The organism is Mycolicibacterium neoaurum ATCC 25795, assembly GCF_000691525.1.
GTDB classification, from domain to species: domain Bacteria; phylum Actinomycetota; class Actinomycetes; order Mycobacteriales; family Mycobacteriaceae; genus Mycobacterium; species Mycobacterium neoaurum.
Genome location: NZ_JMDW01000010.1, coordinates 142,787 through 162,457, shown reverse-complemented (window position 1 = coordinate 162,457; position 19,671 = coordinate 142,787). Strand labels below are relative to the sequence as shown.

The 19,671-nt window shown below is 66.0% G+C and carries 20 protein-coding genes; 8 read left to right on the top strand and 12 right to left on the bottom strand.

Features of this window, described 5'->3' with window-relative positions; translation table 11 throughout:
- Nucleotides 1-21: 21 nt before the first annotated feature.
- On the top strand, nucleotides 22-2,013 hold the full coding sequence (locus tag IC40_RS0114665) for a DUF7064 domain-containing protein (RefSeq protein WP_030135461.1): 1,992 nt from the start codon (nucleotides 22-24) through the stop codon (nucleotides 2,011-2,013).
- A 98-nt stretch (nucleotides 2,014-2,111) separates the two neighbouring features.
- Nucleotides 2,112-2,423 (top strand): YnfA family protein, encoded by a 312-nt coding sequence (locus tag IC40_RS0114660; protein ID WP_030135460.1) that lies wholly within the window; start codon nucleotides 2,112-2,114, stop codon nucleotides 2,421-2,423.
- Between the two features lie 10 nt (nucleotides 2,424-2,433).
- Here the strand turns inward: IC40_RS0114660 and IC40_RS0114655 are convergent, their stop codons facing one another.
- Entirely contained in the window at nucleotides 2,434-3,306 is an 873-nt protein-coding gene (locus tag IC40_RS0114655) for an SCO6745 family protein (RefSeq protein WP_030135459.1), read from the bottom strand.
- A gap of 9 nt (nucleotides 3,307-3,315) precedes the next feature.
- The gene (locus IC40_RS0114650) at nucleotides 3,316-4,029 is read right to left on the bottom strand and encodes a FadR/GntR family transcriptional regulator (protein WP_030135458.1); all 714 of its coding nucleotides are present in this window, start codon (nucleotides 4,027-4,029) and stop codon (nucleotides 3,316-3,318) included.
- Nucleotides 4,030-4,153: 124 nt separating this feature from the next.
- On the opposite strand from IC40_RS0114650, the gene IC40_RS0114645 reads away from it, so the two are divergent.
- Together IC40_RS0114645 and IC40_RS0114640 are read left to right on the top strand one after the other, a co-directional pair.
- On the top strand, nucleotides 4,154-4,654 hold the full coding sequence (locus IC40_RS0114645) for a gluconokinase (protein WP_030135457.1): 501 nt from the start codon (nucleotides 4,154-4,156) through the stop codon (nucleotides 4,652-4,654).
- Nucleotides 4,654-6,042 (top strand): GntP family permease, encoded by a 1,389-nt coding sequence (locus tag IC40_RS0114640; RefSeq protein WP_030135456.1) that lies wholly within the window; start codon nucleotides 4,654-4,656, stop codon nucleotides 6,040-6,042. Before IC40_RS0114645 ends, IC40_RS0114640 begins: the two co-directional genes overlap by 1 nt.
- A 54-nt stretch (nucleotides 6,043-6,096) precedes the next feature.
- Here the strand turns inward: IC40_RS0114640 and IC40_RS0114635 are convergent, their stop codons facing one another.
- Nucleotides 6,097-6,567, bottom strand: a complete 471-nt coding sequence (locus IC40_RS0114635) for an RDD family protein (RefSeq protein WP_030135455.1) — start codon at nucleotides 6,565-6,567, stop codon at nucleotides 6,097-6,099.
- A 115-nt stretch (nucleotides 6,568-6,682) separates the two neighbouring features.
- Between IC40_RS0114635 and IC40_RS0114630 the strand changes: the two genes are divergently transcribed.
- Complete coding sequence (locus IC40_RS0114630; protein WP_030135454.1) at nucleotides 6,683-7,342, top strand: nitroreductase family protein; 660 nt, start codon at nucleotides 6,683-6,685, stop codon at nucleotides 7,340-7,342.
- A gap of 42 nt (nucleotides 7,343-7,384) precedes the next feature.
- Entirely contained in the window at nucleotides 7,385-8,197 is an 813-nt protein-coding gene (locus IC40_RS0114625) for an acyl-CoA thioesterase domain-containing protein (protein ID WP_030135453.1), read from the top strand.
- A 29-nt stretch (nucleotides 8,198-8,226) separates the two neighbouring features.
- On the opposite strand, the gene IC40_RS0114620 is transcribed toward IC40_RS0114625, so the two are convergent.
- Genes IC40_RS0114620 through IC40_RS0114605 form a run of 4 tightly spaced genes read right to left on the bottom strand, consistent with a single transcriptional unit; the run spans nucleotide 8,227 to nucleotide 12,329 of the window.
- The gene (locus tag IC40_RS0114620; protein ID WP_030135452.1) at nucleotides 8,227-9,078 is read right to left on the bottom strand and encodes an ABC transporter permease; all 852 of its coding nucleotides are present in this window, start codon (nucleotides 9,076-9,078) and stop codon (nucleotides 8,227-8,229) included.
- On the bottom strand, nucleotides 9,075-9,950 hold the full coding sequence (locus IC40_RS0114615; protein ID WP_030135451.1) for an ABC transporter permease: 876 nt from the start codon (nucleotides 9,948-9,950) through the stop codon (nucleotides 9,075-9,077). The genes IC40_RS0114620 and IC40_RS0114615 overlap by 4 nt, the downstream gene beginning before the upstream one ends.
- A 34-nt stretch (nucleotides 9,951-9,984) precedes the next feature.
- Nucleotides 9,985-11,169 (bottom strand): polyamine ABC transporter substrate-binding protein, encoded by a 1,185-nt coding sequence (locus tag IC40_RS0114610; protein WP_030135450.1) that lies wholly within the window; start codon nucleotides 11,167-11,169, stop codon nucleotides 9,985-9,987.
- A 44-nt stretch (nucleotides 11,170-11,213) separates the two neighbouring features.
- Nucleotides 11,214-12,329, bottom strand: a complete 1,116-nt coding sequence (locus tag IC40_RS0114605) for an ABC transporter ATP-binding protein (protein ID WP_030135449.1) — start codon at nucleotides 12,327-12,329, stop codon at nucleotides 11,214-11,216.
- Between the two features lie 308 nt (nucleotides 12,330-12,637).
- Between IC40_RS0114605 and IC40_RS0114600 the strand changes: the two genes are divergently transcribed.
- The gene (locus IC40_RS0114600) at nucleotides 12,638-14,047 is read left to right on the top strand and encodes a purine-cytosine permease family protein (protein ID WP_042509718.1); all 1,410 of its coding nucleotides are present in this window, start codon (nucleotides 12,638-12,640) and stop codon (nucleotides 14,045-14,047) included.
- Here the strand turns inward: IC40_RS0114600 and IC40_RS0114595 are convergent.
- Nucleotides 14,028-15,155: an epoxide hydrolase family protein gene (locus tag IC40_RS0114595; protein WP_036460893.1), complete on the bottom strand. Its 1,128-nt coding sequence runs from the start codon at nucleotides 15,153-15,155 to the stop codon at nucleotides 14,028-14,030. The two genes, IC40_RS0114600 and IC40_RS0114595, sit on opposite strands and share 20 nt — an antisense overlap.
- Before the next feature lie 40 nt (nucleotides 15,156-15,195).
- A complete protein-coding gene (locus IC40_RS0114590) occupies nucleotides 15,196-15,801 on the bottom strand; it encodes a hypothetical protein (RefSeq protein ID WP_234411586.1) in 606 nt (201 codons plus the stop codon).
- 77 nt (nucleotides 15,802-15,878) lie between these two features.
- Between IC40_RS0114590 and IC40_RS0114585 the strand changes: the two genes are divergently transcribed.
- Nucleotides 15,879-17,330: an LLM class flavin-dependent oxidoreductase gene (locus IC40_RS0114585; protein WP_030135445.1), complete on the top strand. Its 1,452-nt coding sequence runs from the start codon at nucleotides 15,879-15,881 to the stop codon at nucleotides 17,328-17,330.
- 33 nt (nucleotides 17,331-17,363) lie between these two features.
- Here the strand turns inward: IC40_RS0114585 and IC40_RS0114580 are convergent, their stop codons facing one another.
- From IC40_RS0114580 to IC40_RS0114570, 3 genes are read right to left on the bottom strand one after another with little or no spacing between them, the layout of a single operon-like run.
- Entirely contained in the window at nucleotides 17,364-17,915 is a 552-nt protein-coding gene (locus IC40_RS0114580) for a YaeQ family protein (protein ID WP_030135444.1), read from the bottom strand.
- Between the two features lie 28 nt (nucleotides 17,916-17,943).
- Nucleotides 17,944-18,654: a methionine ABC transporter permease gene (locus tag IC40_RS0114575; protein ID WP_030135443.1), complete on the bottom strand. Its 711-nt coding sequence runs from the start codon at nucleotides 18,652-18,654 to the stop codon at nucleotides 17,944-17,946.
- Nucleotides 18,651-19,661, bottom strand: coding sequence for a methionine ABC transporter ATP-binding protein (locus IC40_RS0114570; RefSeq protein ID WP_030135442.1), 1,011 nt, complete (start codon nucleotides 19,659-19,661; stop codon nucleotides 18,651-18,653). Before IC40_RS0114570 ends, IC40_RS0114575 begins: the two co-directional genes overlap by 4 nt.
- Between the last annotated feature and the right edge of the window lie 10 nt (nucleotides 19,662-19,671).

Sequence of the window (19,671 nt, the reverse complement as noted above, 5' to 3'; positions counted from 1 at the left end):
GCCACTGCTAGGTTCAGCTGTGTGCAGAGTCAACTCATCGAGCGCCCGACAGATCTGACCGACGAATGGCTCACCGACGCCCTCGGTGTCGGCACCGTCACCGGGCATGAATTCGAGCGCATCGGCACCGGGCAGATGAGCGAGTGCTACCGCGTCACGTTGCACTATGCCGACGGTGTGCAGGGTCCGGACAGCGTGATACTCAAGGTCGCCGCGGCCGACCCGAACAGCAGGCAGACCGGGCTGGCGCTCGGCCTCTACGAGCGTGAGGTCCGGTTCTACGCGGAGATCGCGCCGGGTCTGACCGGGGATGGGACCGGCCCGTTCGCGCCGTGCCATCACCATGCCTACGACGCCGAAACCGGTGCCTTCGACCTGCTGTTGGGCGATGCGTCCCCGGCGACGGTGGGCGACGAGATCCGCGGCGCGACAGTGGAGCAGGCGATGCTCGCGCTCTCCGAGCTGGGCCGCGTGCACGGCCCGCTGCTCGGCGATGGCGGACTGGCCGGCGCCGAATGGCTCAACCGGGACGCGCCGGTGACGCAGGCGCTACTGGCCACGTTGTGGGCCGGATTCGCCGAACGGTTCGCCGACCGCATCGACCCGCAGCACCGGGTGGTGTGCGAACGCCTGGTCGCGGCGTTCGACGATTACCTCGCCGACGAGGCGTCGGTGCTGCAGGGCCTGGTGCACGGTGACTACCGGCTGGACAACATGCTCTTCGGCGGGCCGGGCTCCGAGCGTCCGCTGACGGTGGTGGACTGGCAGACCGTCACAAGAGGACCGGCGCAGACCGATGTGGCCTACTTCCTCGGCTGTGCGCTGCCCAATGACCAGCGCCGCGCACATTCCGACGAGCTGCTGAGCGCCTATCACGTGGCGTTGGGCGCCGACTCGGCGCTGTCGCTCGACGATGTCCGCGCGGGCGTTCGGCGGTCCAGCTTCTTCGGGGTGATGATGGCCATCGTCTCCTCGATGCTCGTCGAGCGCACCGAGCGCGGTGACGAGATGTTCATGACGATGCTCGATAGGCACTGCACCCATGTGCTGGACACCGGCGCGCTGGACCTGCTGCCCAGTGCGGAGCCGGCCGAACCGCTGCGCCCCGAGCCCGCCGACGAGGGGCCGCACCCTCCGGCGGAGGACGCGCTGTGGAGTGAGAGCTGGTACTTCGATTTCGTCGATGCCGCACAGGGATTGGGTGGCTGGGTGCGGTTGGGTCTGATACCGAATCAGCAGACCGCCTGGATCCAGGCGTTCCTCTGCGGACCGGGCCTGCCCACCATCGTGATCGACGACCAGGCCGCCGCGCTGCCCGCCGATCCCGGCTCGGTGCGCACCGATCAGGTGACGCTGGAGCTCACGGCGACCGAGCCGCTGCAGACCTATCGGCTCACCCTGCACGGACGGGCGCAGGCCTACGACGACCCGGCGGTGCTGTTGCAACCCGGGCACGGCCCCGGGCGTGCGGTGGACATCGCACTCGACCTGGAGTTCGAATCACTCAGCACGCCCTACCGGTACCGGATCACGCCGCGCTATGAGATCGCCTGCGCGGTATCGGGTTCGGTGTCCAGCGACGGCCGAACACATGACCTGACCGGTGTGCCCGGACAGCGGGATCACTCCTGGGGCGTACGGGACTGGTGGACGATGGACTGGGTATGGAGTGCGCTGCATCTCGACGACGGCACCCACATCCATGGGCTGGATCTGCGGGTACCCGGCATGGGACCGATCGGCATCGGGTACGTCCAGCGCGACGGGGAGCCGTTGATCGAACTCGGCGGTGTGGTCGCCACCGAGGAGTTCGGCGCGGACGATCTGCCGATCTCGACCGCGCTGGCGCTGTCGCCGACCGGCATCGACGCGGTGGCCACGATCGTGGGGCATGCACCGGTGCTGTTGACCGCCGCCGACGGTCGGGTCAGCAGGTTTCCGCGGGCCTGGGCGAGCGTGACAACCGCCGACGGCCGCACCGGTGTCGGCTGGTTGGAGTGGAACCGCAACTGAACCCGGCGAGCGTGCGTGTTTGCGGGGGACACGCCGCGTAGCTACCGCATTTCGCGCACGCTCGCGGCAGGGTGGTGGCCGTGCTTGTGCTCAAATCGATGGTGTTGTTCGTGCTCGCCGCGGTCCTGGAGATCGGTGGCGCGTGGTTGGTGTGGCAGGGAGTGCGCGAACATCGCGGCTGGCTGTTCGTCGGCGCGGGGGTGATCGCGCTGGGCGCCTACGGTTTTGTCGCGGCGTTCCAGCCCGACGCCAACTTCGGGCGGGTGCTGGCGGCCTACGGCGGGGTGTTCGTCGCGGGATCGTTGGTGTGGGGCATGGTCGCCGACGGTTTCCGGCCGGATCGCTGGGATATCTCGGGCGCGCTGGTGTGCCTGCTCGGGGTCGGCCTGATCATATACGCGCCGCGTTGACCGATCCCGCTCAGTAGGCGTCGTTGTCCAGGTCGGCACGGTCGAGTCCCATGGGCGTCGCCGTCGGAAGGTCGCCACCGGCGATCACGAGTCTGGTCAACGGGGTCAGGGTATGAAACAGCGTGTCGAGGTCGGTGTCGCTGAGGACGTCGAAGGCCGACAGCGCCAACCGGTCGGTGACGTCTTCGATTTCTGCCTTGAGATCACGCCCGGCGACCGTGAGTGCGCCCGTGGCGTCCAGCAGGCCGCGCTCGGCGAGGCGGTCGACCTGCTCCTGCCAGAGTGCATCGTCGTAATCGCGGCTGCGTTTGATCATGTCGGCCGGCACCCGGCCCGCCGCTGCGTGCAGCACGTTGGACTCGCGACCGCTGATGCCGAGCACCTGGAGCGCCGCCACGTGTCCGTCGCCGCGGTGTTCCCGCAGCAGGGTCGCGGCGTGCCACAACTGGGCCAGCGGTTCCTCCGGCCAGGGCAGCGCCAGGTTCGCCGCGAACAACGGTCGACCATCCGGAGCGGCGCTACGCGCCGCGGCACCCAGCAGCTCTGCGGCGGTGTCGATCCCGTCGGCGAGGCCATACCTGCGCAGCGCCGCGACCGCTGCCTCCTCCCGTGCGGCCAGGACGGCGTGCGGTGCGGCGATGTCCCAGGCCGCTGGCAGCGCCTTGGCCACCCGGTGCGCGGCGAAGTTGTAGAAGACCGCGGTGACGACCTCGGGCGGCACCGGTCCCAGCGGGGCCGAGCGCGCGGCGAAGTAACCGCTCCAGAATCCGTGGAAGCCCAGGGCGTCGAGCGCGGTGCGGGCCTCCGGCGCGAAGTAGGTGACCGCGTGCACGGGCTCGAGGCGGTCGAACAGCCTGCGGGCGAGGGTCGTTGATCTGCTCATCCCTAGGAGTCAATCACCGGCAGGTTCTTCGGCGACGGCCGCACTGGCTTCATCGATGATGGCGCGCATGGCGCGTTCGGCGCCGTCGGCGTCTCGCAATCGGATGGCGCGGGCGACCTCATCGTGCAGTGCGATGGCTTCGGGCTCGGGCGCTGCGGGCATCATGCCGTGGTGGGTGCGCCCGGTGAGGACCTCGGCCACCACCGCGTTCAGTGCCCGGAACATCTCGTTTCCACTGGCTTCCAGAAGTGTCCGGTGAAACACCTTGTCCGCCTGCAGGTATGACTCCAGGTCACCCGAACGGCCGTGCATCACCATGTCGGACACGGCGGCGGCCATGATGCGGCAGTGGTGCGGATCCGCGCGCTGGGCAGCCAGCGCGGCGGCGGCGGGTTCGAATCCGCGCCGCAGCTCCGACAACGACAACAGCTGTGCAGCTCGGTCGCCGGAATCCAATCGCCAGCGAATCAGCCTGGGGTCGAAGACATTCCAGTGTTCGGGAGCCTGGATGGTGATGCCCACACGGCGCCGGGAGGCGACCATTCCCATGGACTCGAGCACGCGGACGGCTTCACGCGCCACGCTGCGAGATACGGCATGTTCCGCGCTGACCCGTTCGAGGTTTATCACCTGCCCGGCGGGGTATGCGCCCGACACGACGGCGGTGCCGAGTGCGGTCAGCACGTTCTCGTGCAACGCGCTGACATTCGACCGGGTGACCACCGATACATCCTGTCATAGGCGTCTCGCAGGTCGTAAGAACAGATTCTTTCCGTGATCTGCTTGCAATAATCAGACTATTGATGCACGCTATGTGAGGCCAGACACAGCGAGATCGGTAGGGGACATGACGGCACCAATCGTGGTGATGGGGGTTTCAGGATCGGGCAAATCGACCGTCGGTGCCGCCCTTGCGCAGCGCCTGCGGGTCCCGTTCGCTGACGCAGACGACTTCCATCCGCCGGCCAACATCGCCAAGATGACCGCCGGTGAGCCCCTAGACGACACCGACCGGCACCCGTGGCTGGAGGCGATCGGGGACTGGCTGGAAGAGCGGTGCGGCACCGGTGGCGTGATGAGTTGCTCGGCGCTCAAACACCGTTACCGCGACCAGTTGCGCACCCACTGCCCGAGCGTGCGGTTCCTGCACCTCAGTGGCACCCCGGAGGTCATCGGGGCCCGGCAGGCCAGCCGACCAGGACACTTCATGCCGGCATCGCTGCTGGCGTCCCAGTTCGACACCCTGGAACCACTTGCCGCCGATGAGAACGGCGAGACCATCGACGTCGGTCAGAGCATCGATTCCATCGTCGACCAATACGTTTCCCGGACCGGACTGGAGGCCTGATGAACACCGTGCTCGCGGATGCGCCGAAACTCGTCGAACCCGTTGCCTCGACCCCGCACCTGATGCTGGCCTTCCTGGCCGGTATCGCGGTCATCGTCGTGCTGATCACGGTGGTGAAGCTGAACCCGTTCCTGGGATTGATCTTCGGTGCGGTGACGGTCGGGGTGGTGGCCGGCGAGGAATTCGCCACCGTGCTGACCTCGTTCTCCAACGGCTTCGGTAAGACCGCGGCCAGTGTCGGCATCCTCATCGCGCTCGGCGCCATGTTCGCCAAACTACTCGCCGACTCCGGTGGCGCCGATCAGATCGTCGACACCATCATCGGTCGATCGTCACCGCGGATGTTGCCCTGGGCCATGGCGTTGGTCGGCGCGATCATCGGTCTGCCGATGTTCTTCGAGATCGGCCTGGTGCTGCTGATGCCGGTCATCTACCTGGTGGCCCGCCGGTCGGGGCTGTCGCTGATCACCGTCGGAATCCCGGCGCTGGCCGGGCTGTCGGCCATGCACGGTTTCGTCCCGCCGCACCCGGGCCCGCTGGCGGCCATCGGTTACCTCGGCGCCGACCTCGGGCTGACCCTGGCTCTCGGCGTCGCGGTGGCCATCCCGACGATCGTCGTCGCGGGTCCGCTGTTCGGCAAGCTGGCAGGCAAGTGGGTCGTGGTCGGTGCCCCGGACACGTTCGACGCCGACGAGTCCGCCGATCGCGACCAGAGCCGCCGGCCGTCCTTCGCCATCACGCTGTTCAGCGTGCTGCTGCCGGTCGTGCTGATGCTGGGCAAGGCGCTGGTGGACATCTTCATCGCCGACGAAGGTCAGTGGTTCCGGCAGATCTTCGACACGCTCGGCACCCCGCTGATCGCACTGCTGATCGCGGTCATCGTCGGCATGGTGACGCTGGGTCGCGGTGGTGGGATGAGCCGGGCCGAGATCACCAGATGCGTCGAATCCGGGCTGCCACCGGTCGCAGGCATCATCCTCATCGTGGCCGCCGGTGGCGGCTTCAAGGAAGTGTTGGTCGATACCGGAATCGGTACCGCCCTGAAGAATCTCGCCGAGGGCACCAACATCTCGGTGGTGCTGTTGGCCTGGGGTCTGGCTGTCGCGATCAGACTGGCCACCGGATCGGCCACGGTCGCCACGATCACCGCATCGTCGTTGATGATCGGATTGATCGAGGGTATGAGCTCGGGCGAGGTATCGCTGGTCGTGCTGGCCGTCGGCGCGGGCTCGCTGTTCTTCTCCCACGTCAACGACGCCGGCTTCTGGTTGGTGAAGGAGTACTTCAAACTCAGCGTGGGACAGACGATCAAGTCCTGGTCGATCATGGAGACGGTGCTGTCGGTCTCCGGCCTTGTGGTGGTGTTGATCCTCGACCTTTTCATCTGACCCGGTACGACGAAAGCGCCCGAATCCACTCGGATTCGGGCGCTTTCATCGGTATCAGTTCTTGACGACCTGCGTGCCACCGGCGAGCTCGTCGTGCTTGCCCTGTTTGGTGGCGCTGCTGTTGATGGTCACCGCGATCACCAGGATGGCGATCACGCCGAGCAGTCCGCCGATCAGCGGGATGATCGGTAGCAATGTGAACGCGTTGCGGATGGCCGATTGCTGCAGGGTGGGCTTTCCGCCGGCACCTGCACCGTGCACGCTCAGGCCGAGCACCTTCTTGCCAGGCGTCCAGCCCTGGGTCACCTCGAAGGCGACGTAGTAGACGAAGGTCAGCAGCCCGGTGAACAGACCGGTCACCCAGATGCTCTCCAGCGAGTCGGTGGCGAAGGCCAACAGGAACGAGACGATGGCGATCAGGATGCCGTCGATGACGCGCGCGAGCCAGCGAGCGAGCAGACCGCCGGGCACGCGACCGGACGCGGCGTAATTGGTTGATTGCGGGTCGAATCCACCTGTGGTCATGTCGGTGAACCTACTCGGTTCCGCCGTTGCATGGGCCGTGCGGGCAGATCCGCCACGCCTGTGCGACCGACCAGACCCCGCCACCCGGTCGGCGGGCGCAGGCTAGGGTGCGCAGATGGCCACAGCGAGTAGTGACATCTGGGAGGTGCTGTCGACCGCGCGGACGATCCGCAGATTCACCGACGAACCGGTCGACGACACCACGCTGACCCGGTGCCTGGAGGCCGCCAGCTGGGCGCCGTCGGGGGCCAATGCCCAGGCCTGGCGGTTCATCGTGTTGCGCTCGCCCGAGCAGCGGGCGGTGGTGGCCGAGGCCGCGCGCCACGTTCTCGCGATCATCGAGCCGGTCTACGGGATGACCCGTCCCAGCGATCAGGAGACCGATCTGGTTGCCCGCAACAACAGGGCGACCTACGAGTTGCACGACCGCGCTGCGGAGTTCACATCGGTCTTATTCGCGCAGAAGCGTTTTCCGACCGCATCGGAATTGCTGCTCGGCGGATCGATCTTTCCGGCCATCCAGAACTTCCTGCTCGCGGCGCGGGCGCAGGGCCTGGGTGCCTGTCTGACCAGCTGGGCGTCCTACGGTGGCGAGAAGATCCTGCGGGATGCCGTCGGCGTTCCCGACGACTGGATGTTGGGTGGGCACATCGTGGTGGGTTGGCCGAAAGGCCGCCACGGCAGGTTGCGGCGACGTCCGCTGACGCACGCTGTCAACCTGGACCGTTGGGACGAACCGGCCGACGACATGCTGGCCGCGCGACCGCCCACCTGATCCGCTGGGTGGCCGTCGCGGTCCTCGTGCGACGATGCGAAAGTGACCGAACGACCGTTTCATTTCAGCAGGCGTGACCACGACGCCTTCGTGCCTACCAGGTATGCGCAGAGCCACTGGGGTGATGACCACCTGAACGGTCCTGCGCTGGTCGGGCTGGCGGCCGGCTGCTTGGAAACGCACTTCGGTGACCCGGATTTTCTGCCTGCCCGGCTGACGGTGGACTTGTTCAAGGCGGCCCGTGGGGTTCCGACGGTCGTCAAGGTGGCCATGGTGCGCGACGGCCGACGGGTGCGCAATTCCGAGTGCGAGCTGATCCAGGAGGGGGTCACGGTGGTGCACGCGATACTGGTCCAGTACCGCCGGTCCGAGCCGCCGCGCGGCGAGGAGTGGGTCGGCACGACCGATTTCGAGATGCCGGTCGTGCGCGACGAAGAACGGGGGATAGGGATCGGTAGCGATGCGTTGGGGTGGACCGGTGCGATCGCCGACCACCAGAACACCGCACGCAAGCGGATGCTGAACAGGCCGATCGACGTCGTCGAGGGCGTGCGCAATTCGCCGTTCGTGCGGGCCGCGATGGTCGCCGAAGGAACGAGCCTGGTCACCAACCTCGGCACCGCGGGTGTCGGCTATATCAACGGTGATCTCACCGTGGCGTTGGCACGGTTACCGCGCGATGAGTGGATCGGTGTGCAGGCCGATTCGCATTGGGCGGCCGACGGACTCGCGGTCGGTACCTCGACACTTTTCGACAGTCATGGCCCGATCGGCTCAGGTATGGTCACCGCCGTCAGCAATTCCGCGGCCCAGATCGACTTTCGCAACGACCGGTTCCCCGAGCGCACCCGCTGACCGTTGTCAGCGAACGGGCTCGTTGGTTCCTACACCTTGACCTTGCGCCGGTACAGCGTGCCGACGGCCAACAGGATCAGGCTGATCACCAGGATCGCGGTGGCCAGCACGTTGATCTGCGGTGGCACGGCGGCCTTCACAGCGGCATTGACGTACAGCGGGTAGGTGACCGTCGACCCGCTGACGAAGTAGGTGACGATGAAGTCGTCGAGCGACAGGGCGAACGACAACATGCCCGCCGCCACGATGCCGGGCACGATCAGCGGCAGGGTGACCTTGAAGAAGGTCCGCAAAGGACTGGCACCGAGGTCCAGTGACGCGTCTTCGAGCGTCCAGTCGAAGCCGCGGACCCGCGCGCGGACCGTCATCGCGATGAAACTCACCTCGAAAGCGACATGCGCGATCAGGATCGTCGTATAACCGGCCGCCCAGCCGAGGTCCAGGAAAAGAGTCAACAGCGATGCGCCCATCACCACCTCGGGGGCGGTCAGCGGCAATATCACGAAGGTGTCCACCGCCCGGTACCCGCGAAAACGTTGCCGCACCAGAGCGATCGCCAGCAGCGAACCCAGCACGAGGGCGATCAGGGTGGAGATGAGCGCGATCTCGAGGCTGAGCTTGAGCGCATCGGTGAGGGCGGGGTACTTGAACGGGTCGAGCCAGTTGTCCAGGGTGAAACCCTGCCAGGTGTAGTTGAACTTTCCTGCCGGCTTGTTGAACGAAAAGGCCACGATGACCGCGATCGGCAGGAAGAGATACAGCAGCACCAGTCCCGCAACGATCCGCAGTGAGTAGTCGCCCCACTTCGGGCGTGGCCGAACGGTTTTCGGCGAATGCCGATGACCGGTCTCGGGCGTCGAGGGCCGCTGCACGGCGGTCATACCAGATCCTCCGTTCCCAGTGCCCGCGTGTAGAGGATGACCCCGACCAGGATCAGGCCCATCAGGCCCAAGCTCAGCGCGGCCGCCGCCGGATAGTCCTTGACGACCAGGAACTGTTTCTGGATCACGTTGCCGATCATCGTGGTCTGGGTGCTGCCCAGATAATCGGCGTTGATGAAGTCACCGACCGCCGGAATGAACACCAGCATGCTGCCTGCCAGTACCCCCGGCAGTGACAGCGGCAGGATCACCTTCCGGAAGCTGCGTATGCCACCGGAATACAGGTCCCGGGAAGCCTCGAGCAGTCGCGGATCGATCTTCTCCAGACTCACGTACAACGGCAGGATCATGAAGATGATCCAGTTGTAGGTCAGGCCACCGATCACTGCCCAGCTCGTCGAGAGCAACCGCCCCTCATCCGGCAGCAGACCGATCGAACCCAGTGCGCTGACCACCCAACCCTCGTCGGCCAGGATCGTCTTCCAGGCGATGGTGCGGATCAGGAAGGTCACGAAGAACGGCAGGATGACCAAACCCAAGATCAGATTCTTGAACCGGCCCGCCTTGAACGCGATGACATAGGCCAGCGGAAAAGCGAGCAGCAGGCACAGCACCGTTGCCGTTGCCGCATAACCGAAAGACCGCAGGATCGGGTCCTTGTAGATCGTGAACGCATCGGCGAAGTTGCCGAAATTCCAGTCGAAGGTCAGCGTCGGCAGGTACACCGATCCACCGGACGATGACAACGAGGTGCGGGCCAGCGTCACGAACGGCACCACGAAAAAGATGGCCAGATAGGCCAGCGCGGGCAAGATCATCAAATAGGGGGCGATCTTGCTGCGCTGCCTACTGCTCGCGGCGACTCCTGCCATCTATGCTCCTCGCATCCGTCGTGCCGCCGGGTGATCAGCCACCGGTGACCGCGGCGTAGAGGGTGTTGAATTCCTGGGTCTGCTCGTCGGTCAGCGCGGCCCACGATTTCAGATTGGCCTGCACCTCCGATGACGGGTTGATCAACGGATTCTTCGCAGCCGCCGGATCGATCTTCGCCAGTTCGTCGGTCATGTCCGACAGTGCGGGCACGAACTGGGTGAAAGCCACCAGCTTCGCGTAGTTGGCCCGGTCGTAGACGTAGTCGATCCAGGCCTCGGCACCCTTCTGGTTCTGGGTGGTGTACGGAATGACCATGGTGTCGATGAACCAGTCGCCGCCAGACTCCGGGACGATGAACTGCAGGTCCGGATTGTCGGCCTGCAACTGCACGACGTCACCGGAATATGCTTGTGCCACGGCGATATTGCCGGCCGCGAGGTCATCGGCGTAGTCGTTGCCGGTGAAGCGGCGGATCTGTCCACGGTCCTTCTGCTCCCGGACCAGGTCGACGGCTTTGGTGATCGACTCGGTGCTGGGATTCTCCGGCGAGTTGCCTTGCGAGAGCATGATCATCCCGAGCCCGTCCTGCACATCGGAGAACAGGCTGACCCGACCCTTGAAGGCGGGGTCCCACAGGTCGTCGATCGAGCGGATGTCGCGGCCGGTTGCGGCCCGGTTGTAGGCCAGACCGACCATGCCGGTCATGTAGGGGGCGGTGAACTTTCGGCCCGGGTCGACCTTGGAGTCCAGCAGATCCTGACGCAGGTTCTTGCGGTTGGGTACGCCGGCGTCGCTGATCTCGTTGAGCCAGTTCAGCCCCTTGACCCGGGCGGCCATGAACTCGGTCGGCACCACCAGGTCCGCGCCGATGTCCTGTTTGCGCGACAACGGCTCCTTGACCTTGGCGAACCACTGCTCGTTGTCGTTGAAATCCTCTTTGTAGTCGACGGTCAGGCCGGAGGCGGTCTGGAAGGCCGCGATGAACCCGTCGGCCATGTACAAGGGCCAGTTCGAGATCCGCAGCGTATCGCTGGATGTCTCACCGGTATCCGATGATCCCGAGGACGAGCTGCCGCTGTCGGATCCGCACGCCGCCAGGAACGACGAGCCGAGGATCGCCGCCGCCGCGGTGGCAGCACTGCCACCGATGAACCGCCGCCGGCTGGTGCGGTTGGCCGCCAGTCGGGACAGCAGTCGGGGATCGATCTCGTTGGACATGCTTGGCCTTTCGTCGGGGAGGGGAGGACGGTGAACCCGCAGGTTCAGGATTCGTCGAGCATCTCTTCGAGATCCTCGGTGGTGGGGATGTCGGCGGCGGGCAGAACCAGGGACGCTTCCGGGGACCAGCTGACATACACCGGGTCTCCGGGGCGCAGCATCGGCAGATCCTGTTCGGGACCGACGTGCGCAACGATGGTCGAGTCATCGGGCGCCGCTACGGCCAACCGCACCACCGGACCCTGGAACGTCAGATCGCGCACGGTGCCCCGGATGACGGCGAGGTCACCGGTTGGTTCGTCGGCCGATACCCGTACCCGTTCCGGACGGATCATCAGCGTGGCGTGACCGCCGGATTCGATGGCCGTCTCGCCCGGCCGCGATTTCAGTCGGGTGCCGAGCACCTCGATCTCCACGTGGTCGCGGTTGACCCGACCTGTCTGACGGCCTGCCCACAGGTTGGCCTGGCCGATGAAACCTGCGACGAATACCGTGGCCGGGCGGTCGTAGATGTCGGCGGGTGTCCCGATCTGCTCGACGTTTCCCGCGTTCATGACCGCGATGCGGTCACTCATCGTCAGGGCCTCCTCCTGGTCATGGGTGACGTAGATGAAGGTGATCCCGATTTCACGCTGGATGCGTTTGAGCTCGAATTGCATGGCGTGGCGCAGTTTGAGGTCCAGCGCGCCGAGTGGCTCGTCGAGCAACAGAGCGCTCGGATAGTTGACCAGCGCGCGGGCCAGCGCGACGCGCTGTTGCTGACCGCCGGAGAGTTGGGCCGGTTTGCGTTTGGCGAAATCGGTGAGCCGGACGATCTCGATGATCTCGTCGACGCGCCGGGAGATCTCCCCTTTGCCCTTGGTCTTGTCCAGCTTCATGCTGCGCGGACCGTAGGCGATGTTGTCCCAGACCGTCATGTGCGGGAACAGGGCGTAGTGCTGGAAGACGGTGTTGACGTTGCGCTTGTGCGGCGGAACCTTCGAGACGTCGACACCCTCGAGCCTGATCGCGCCCTCGGTGGGGGTCTCGAAGCCGGCGATCATGCGCAGTGTCGTGGTCTTGCCGCAGCCAGATGGGCCCAGCATCGAGAAGAACTCGCCAGAGGCGATCGTGAAGTCCGCGTCGGCGACGGCGACGTAGTCGTCGAAGCGCTTGACCACGTGGTCGATCTCGATGACGGGCTCGCCCTTGCGCAGCGTTGCTCCGCCCTCGCCAGTGTCAGGGTCCGCGGCGGTGGTGTCTGTACCGGACAGGACTGGGCCTCCTCAGCATTGCGGTCGGTAGGTCAACAATCGCCCATCACACTGACCTTCGCAAGCGATTCCGCAACGAATTTACATTCCGACAATGGATTCCATAGGTTGCACGGCGCAGGAGGTCAGATTCCGCTGCGCTGATGGGTTGACGGCCATCGGTGTCGGAATCGGGCCGTCGCCTGGTGGCGGACGCGGCGTGGTCGAATACTGCCATGACCGGCAACAGTGCGGGGGCCACTCCGACCACGAATCGATCGCTGACCTCACCCTCGTTCAGCGGTCGGTCACCCAGCGGTGTCGGGGATCTGTCGGTGGAGACGCACGGCATCGCCCCAGTGGCGCCGGACAAGCGATATGGTTCGCCGGCCCGCCTCTTCACGGTGTGGTTCGCCCCGCAGGTGAACATGACCGGCGTCTTCACCGGAACCTTGGCGATTCTGCTCGGCCTCGGGTTCTGGTTGGGTCTGCTGGCGATGGTCATCGGCACCGTACTGGGCGGTCTCGTGGTGGCGCATCTGTCGACCTGGGGCCCGCGCACCGGAACCGCCCAGCTGCCCGGCGCGCGGTTGGCATTCGGATCCGGGGTGGCCGTGCCCGCCGCGCTGCAGTGGCTGTCCTCGATCGCCTGGGACGCCCTGGTCGGATTGTTCGGCGGCCAGGCGCTGGCGCTGCTGCTGGACATCCCGTTCTGGATCGCGGTGTTGATCGTGCTGGCCGTGCAAGGTGCCGTCGGATTCATCGGCTATGAGCTCATCCACCGGCTGCAGGCGGTGCTGACGGTGGTGCTGTTCGCCATGTTCGTGGTCTTCGCGATCAACCTGGTGCACGGACACCAGATCATCACTCCGACGACGCTCTCTGGTGCCGACCTCGTGGGCGCGTTCGTCATGGAGGTGACCATCGCGCTCAGCCTGACGATCTCGTGGGCCAGCTACGCGGCGGACTTCAGCCGGTATCTGCCGGTCGAGTCGTCGAAAAAGCGGGTGTTCGGCTACACCTTCGCGGGCATGGTGCTCGCCTACGTCTTCGTGCAGGGCATCGGTATCGCCGCGGCCGGCGTACTCGGCGATCACACCGCCGAGGGCGTGCGCGATGTCATGGGTGGTGGCGCGTTGGGCGCGGTCGCCCTGCTCGTCATCGCCTTGGCGTCGGTGGGTTCCGGGGTCATGAACGACTACTCCGGATCGCTCGCGCTGCAGACCCTCGGGGTACGGGTACGGCGTCCCATCTCTGCGGTCCTGGTCACCGTATGCGCCTTCTTCCTGATCCTGTGGTTGCAGGCGGCGGACACGGCCACGCGATTTCTCGATGTGTTGCTGCTGATCGGCTACTGGATCCCGGCCTTCGTTGCCGTGATCGGCATCGACTGGGTCCTGCGCACACGGTCAGCGGGCGCCTTCGTCGACGTGGCAGCCGCCCGGACCACGCGAAGCGACGCGATCGCCGCGGTGGCCGTGTTCGTCATCTCCTACGCCGCGGCCATCCCCTTCATGAACACGACCCTCATCGCCGGTCCGGTCGCGACCGCCTGGCACGGCGCCGATATCGCCTACTTCGTGAACTTCGCGGTCGCGGCGGTGCTGTACGGCAGCTACCGGTATCTCAGCCGCGCACGGTCCTGAAGAAGGCGCGGACGTCCTCGACGAGCAGTTCGGGCTGTTCGAAGGCGGCGAAGTGGCCGCCGCGCGGCATCGTTGTCCACCGGGTGATGTTGTAGTGCGCCTCGCACCACGCCCGCGGCGAACGCAGAATCTCCTTGGGGAATTCGGCGACGCCGGTGGGCACCCTGACCGGCTCGCGCGGCCCGAACGCGGCGAAGCTCTCCCAGTACAGTCGCGCTGCGGAGGCGCCGGTGCCACCTATCCAGTACAGCATCACGTTGTCGAGCAGTTCGTCGCGACTGAAGACGTTCTCGGGGTGCCCGTCGCAATCGCTCCAGGACCAGAACTTCTCGACGATCCAGGCCAGCAACGCCACCGGTGAGTCGACGAGGCCATAGCCAATGGTCTGCGGTCTTGTCGACTGCTGCTTGGAGTACCCGGATTCCCACTTCCGGTAGTGCTTCATCGCGGCGAATGCCCGCTGGTCGTCCTCGGACGGGTTGGCCAGGCTGGCCTCGGTTGGCTTGCCGATGGCCATATTGGTATGAATCGCAGTGCAGCCCAGCCCGTTTCGTCCGATCTGAGTGGTGACCGCCGCGCCCCAGTCACCACCCTGGGCTCCATAGGTCGGGTAGCCGAGGCGCTGCATCAGGGCATCCCAGGCCAGCGCGATGCGCTCGACTCCCCAGCCGGTGGTGGTGGGCTTACCAGAGAATCCGTAACCCGGCAGCGACGGACACACCACGTGGAAGGCGTCCTCGGCGCGGCCGCCGTGGGCGGTGGGATCTGTCAGCGGTTCGATGATCTTGGCGAATTCGACGATCGATCCGGGCCACCCGTGGGTGATGATCAACGGCAGCGCGTCGGCGTGCGGCGAGCGCTGGTGGATGAAATGGATGTCCAAGCCGTCGATGACACTGCGGAACTGCGCGAAGCGGTTCAGTGCCCGTTCGCGCGCCCGCCAGTCGTAGCCGTCGGCCCAGTAGGCGGCCAGTTCGCGGGTATAGGCCAGCGGGATGCCCTGGCTCCAGTCGTCCACGCATTCGGGATCGGGCCACCGTGTCTCGGTCAGCCGTCGGTGCAGGTCCTGCAGTGCCTGGTCGCTGACGTCGATCCGGAACGGGTGCACATCGGTCATGCCGGTCATCGTGACACGGCGGGCTCAGGACTCAGTGGGCGACATCGGTGTACACCGGCAGGTAGCCGTCGGCGGAGAAGGTGAATCCCCGTGCGCTGGTCTCGCTGCCGCACGAGATACCGGTGGCCTCCTGCACGTTGCAGCGGAATCCCGCGACCATCAGCACCTGTCCGAACGACAGCGTCGCCGCCGGGCCCGGGGTGACGGTGTAGGAGTCCGGATCTGCCATCACGAACTGGGCATCGCCGTGTCGGTCGATCAGCACGGTGTTGGGCGATGTCGGCTCACCGTCCGGCCCGGGAACTTCCTCGGGCGCGCCGGTGATCGACAGCGCGGATCCACCGGTCGGCTGGCATCCTGCCGATGTGTGCGGGACGATCGCGCACTGCCATCGTCCGCTCGGGGTGGTGAAGTGATAGGCCTTCTGTCCCGGCCCGGAAACATAGAACTCGGCAGCATCGGCGAGTTGGTGATTTGTGCGATGCGCAGGCAATTCCGGTGTCGGCGAGGCCGTTTGCGCCGGCGTCCAGGGTTCGCCGGTATCGATCACGGTCGGGGAGCCGCATCCGGCAGCTGCCAGCGCCACACCGCAGGTGATCGCAAGAGACCACGCCGCATGATTGATCTCACGTGCCACCGGCCCAGGGTACGGCCTTGAGAATCGCGCTGAACACAACCGCTGACAGGGCGGGACCCCGCCGACAGGCTGACCAGGTGACACGTGTGATCCGCTTCAACGCCTTCGACATGAACTGCGTCGCCCACCAGTCCCCGGGACTCTGGAAGCACCCCGAGGACCAGTCCTGGCGATACAAGGACCTCCGCTACTGGACGGAGCTGGCAACGTTGCTCGAGCGAGGTCGCTTCGACGGCCTGTTCCTTGCCGATGTGCTGGGCACCTACGACGTCTACGGAGCCGGCGACGAATCGGCCGTGCGCCAGGCCGCCCAGGTGCCGGTCAACGATCCACTGCTGCTGGTGTCCGCCATGGCGCTGGTCACCGAGAACCTGGGCTTCGGGGTGACCACGGGCACCGGATTCGAGCACCCGTATCCGTTCGCGCGGCGCATCAGCACCCTGGACCACCTCACCGGGGGCCGGGTCGGCTGGAACGTCGTCACCGGTTACCTTCCGGCAGCGGCACGCAACATGGGCCAGACCGATCAGCCCGCACACGACGCCCGCTACGACCATGCCGACGAGTACCTGGAGGTGCTCTACAAGCTCTGGGAAGGTTCCTGGGAGGACGACGCCGTCGTCCGCGACACGGTCAACGGGGTTTTCACCGATCCGGCCAAGGTGCACCACATCGGCCATGACGGAACACATTTCAGCGTTCCGGGAATCCACCTTTCCGAACCGTCACCGCAGCGCACCCCGGTCATCTTCCAGGCCGGCGCGTCACCGCGTGGTGTGCGCTTCGCCGCCGAGAACGCCGAGGCCATCTTCACCGCGGCGCCCACCAAGGCGATCCTGCGTGAGAACGTGACCACCATCCGACGCGAGTTGGAACTCGCGGGCCGGGATCCCTACGGGGTGAAGATCTTCAACCTCTCGACCGTCATCACCGCGGCCACCGACGAGGAGGCGCACGCCAAGCACGCCGAGTACCTGTCGTATGCGGATGCCGAGGGGGCGCTTACCTTCATGTCGGGCTGGATGGGTGTGGACCTCGCCCGCTACGGCCTCGACGAACCCGTCGGCAACGTCGACTCCAACGCCATCCTGTCCGCGGTGGCCGCATTCCAGTCCGCCGATCCTGATGGCCGCGAGTGGGCGATTCGTGACATCGCGGAGTGGGGGAAGATCGGCGGGATCGGTCCACGTTTCGTGGGATCCGGCGAGCGGGTGGCCGATGAGTTGCAGGAGTGGGTACAGGAGACCGATGTCGACGGTTTCAATCTCGCCTACGCCGTGACACCGGGTTCGTTCGCCGATTTCATCGACCACGTGGTGCCGGTGCTGACCGCCCGAGGCGCCTACCAAGAGGCGTATGCTCCGGGCACACTGCGCCACAAGTTGCTCGGCCGGGGTGATCGGCTGCCCGAGGAGCACCGGGGCGCCAGTTACCGCGTGGGCGGGAGGAATTCGACGGTCATCGACCGACCCTCGACGGTCCCGTCCTCGTCGGGATCGGTGTCGGCGCAGCCGACCAGGGGCCGGTAATCCTGCCGACGACAATCGTGGTCGGTGCGGGCGTCACTGCAGCGGCACCGGGGTGAAGGTGGCATCGACGCCACCAACGGTCATCGTGACCTCACCCTCCATCACCATCACCTGCGCGGCGACCCGCCGCTCGACGGTCTGGGCGAGCTGCTGCACGGGTGCGTGCGGAATCTGCACCACCGATAGGTTCGCCAGCCCCGCCACCTTGGTGCCCAAGGTGCGCCACCAGGTGGCCACGCCGGCGGCGAACGGGAACAGCAGCACCTCGTCGGCCTGGCCGGCAGCCTTGCCCAGTACTCGTTCGTCGGGCTGGCCGACGTTGATCCACTCCCGGATCCGACCCGTGTAGTCCGCGAGTCTCAAATCCGGCACGCCGGGGGTGGACAGACCAGGGCCGAAGACCAGTTCACCATCGATATCGGCGAGTCGGTGTGCGCGCAGCCCGTACGCCAGCAGACGCACCACCATCCGTTCATCGTTCTCACTGGGATGGCGCGCCACGGTCAGCGTGTGATCGGCGTAATAACCATGATCGACGTCGGAGACACCGAGTTCGACCTTGAACACCGTTGCGGAAAGAGCCACACCGTAGTGTCCATCACGGTGTGGCCGATCAGTACACCGAGGCCCGCGCGCGCTGGTGCGGGGTGGTGTACCGCACCAGCGCATCGCCGCCGAGTTGCACCACGGCAACGGTGATCACCAGGATGACGATGGTGGCCAGCATGACTCCCTGATCGAAACGCTGATAGCCGTAGGTGACGGCGACGTAGCCGATACCGCCGGCGCCGATCGTCCCGGCGATCGCCGAGTACTCGATCATCGCGATGATGTTGATGGTCAGCCCGCCGATGATGGACGGCACCGCCTCAGCGAGTTGCGCTGAACGGATGACCTGCAACCGTGATCCGCCCGAGGCCCGCGCCACCTGTACCAGCGCCGGCGGAACCGAGCGCAGCGAGTTCTCCACGATGCGGGTGAAGAAGGCGATACCGGCCAACGACATCGGGACCACCGCGGCGGGGATGCCGATATTGGTGCCGGTGATGAATCGGGTGACCGGCATGATCGCCGCCATCAGGATCAGGAACGGCAGTGACCTACCGATGCTGATGACCCAGCTCAGCGTCGTGTGCAGGGATGGATTCTCGAACAGCCCGCCGGGAGCCAGATTATGGATGAGTGCGCCCAGTGGGATACCGACGGCCACCACGATCGACATGACGATGCCGACCATGATCAGGGTGTCCAGCAACGCCGGAAACAGCAGTGCGGGAAGCTCATTGACCGGCACCTTGGAACTGGCCAGCAGTGACTCGCTCATGCCACGCCTTCCAGGGTCCGTTCGGCACCGCTGTCGGTGGTGGCCGCCAGGCCGTGCCGGCTCAACACGCTGACCACCTCGCCGCTCACCTCGCCGGGGATGCCCAGGGTCGCGGTGCCGATGGTCACCCCGCCCACCACCTGGACGGATGCGCTGAGCACGGCCAGCGGGACGCCCAGATCGGCGGTGGCCCGGCTGATCCAGTCCGCGGGCACATCAGGCCGGTCGTAGACGACGCGCCATACATGCTGATCCGCGCCGGGGGAGGCGGCCAACCCACTCGGCCGCAGCTCCGCGCCGAGCCGGGACTCCGGATCGGTCAAGAGTTCGACGAGGGAGCCGGTTTCGGTGATCCGACCCTGCTCGAGCCGTGCTGCCGAGTCCGCGACCTTGAGCACCGTATCCATTTCATGGGTGATGAAGACGATCGACAGGTTGAGGTCGTCGCGCAGCTCGCGAAGCAGATCCACCACCGATTGCGTGGTGGTTGGGTCCAGACCTGCGGTGGCCTCATCCGACAACAGCACCGTCGGGCGCAGCGCCAGCGCACGGGCGATGCCGACACGTTGACGTTGTCCGCCCGAGAGCTGGAACGGATAGTGCTGGGCCCGTTCGGAAAGACCGACCCGGTCGAGCAGCTCAGCGACCCGCTGTTTGGATTCAGCAGGGGTGACGCCCAGGTAGTCCAGCGGTAGTGCGACGTTCTCGGCCGCGGTGCGCCGTTCCAGCAGTCCGGACGACTGGAAGATCGTACCGATCCGACGTCGCGCCACCCGCAGCTTGCCCGCCGACAGGGTGGTCAGATCCTCACCGTTGACGACCACGGACCCCGAGCTGGGTGGCGTGAGCAGATTGATGCATTGTGCGAGTGTGCTTTTCCCGGCGCCGCTGGGTCCCACGACGGCGAGGATCTCTCCTGCGCCGACACGGAAGTTGATCCGATCCAGAACCACCGTGTGCTGCTCTCCGTGTCCGTACACCTTGGTCACGTCGGTGAGTTCGATCATAGGTGTCCAC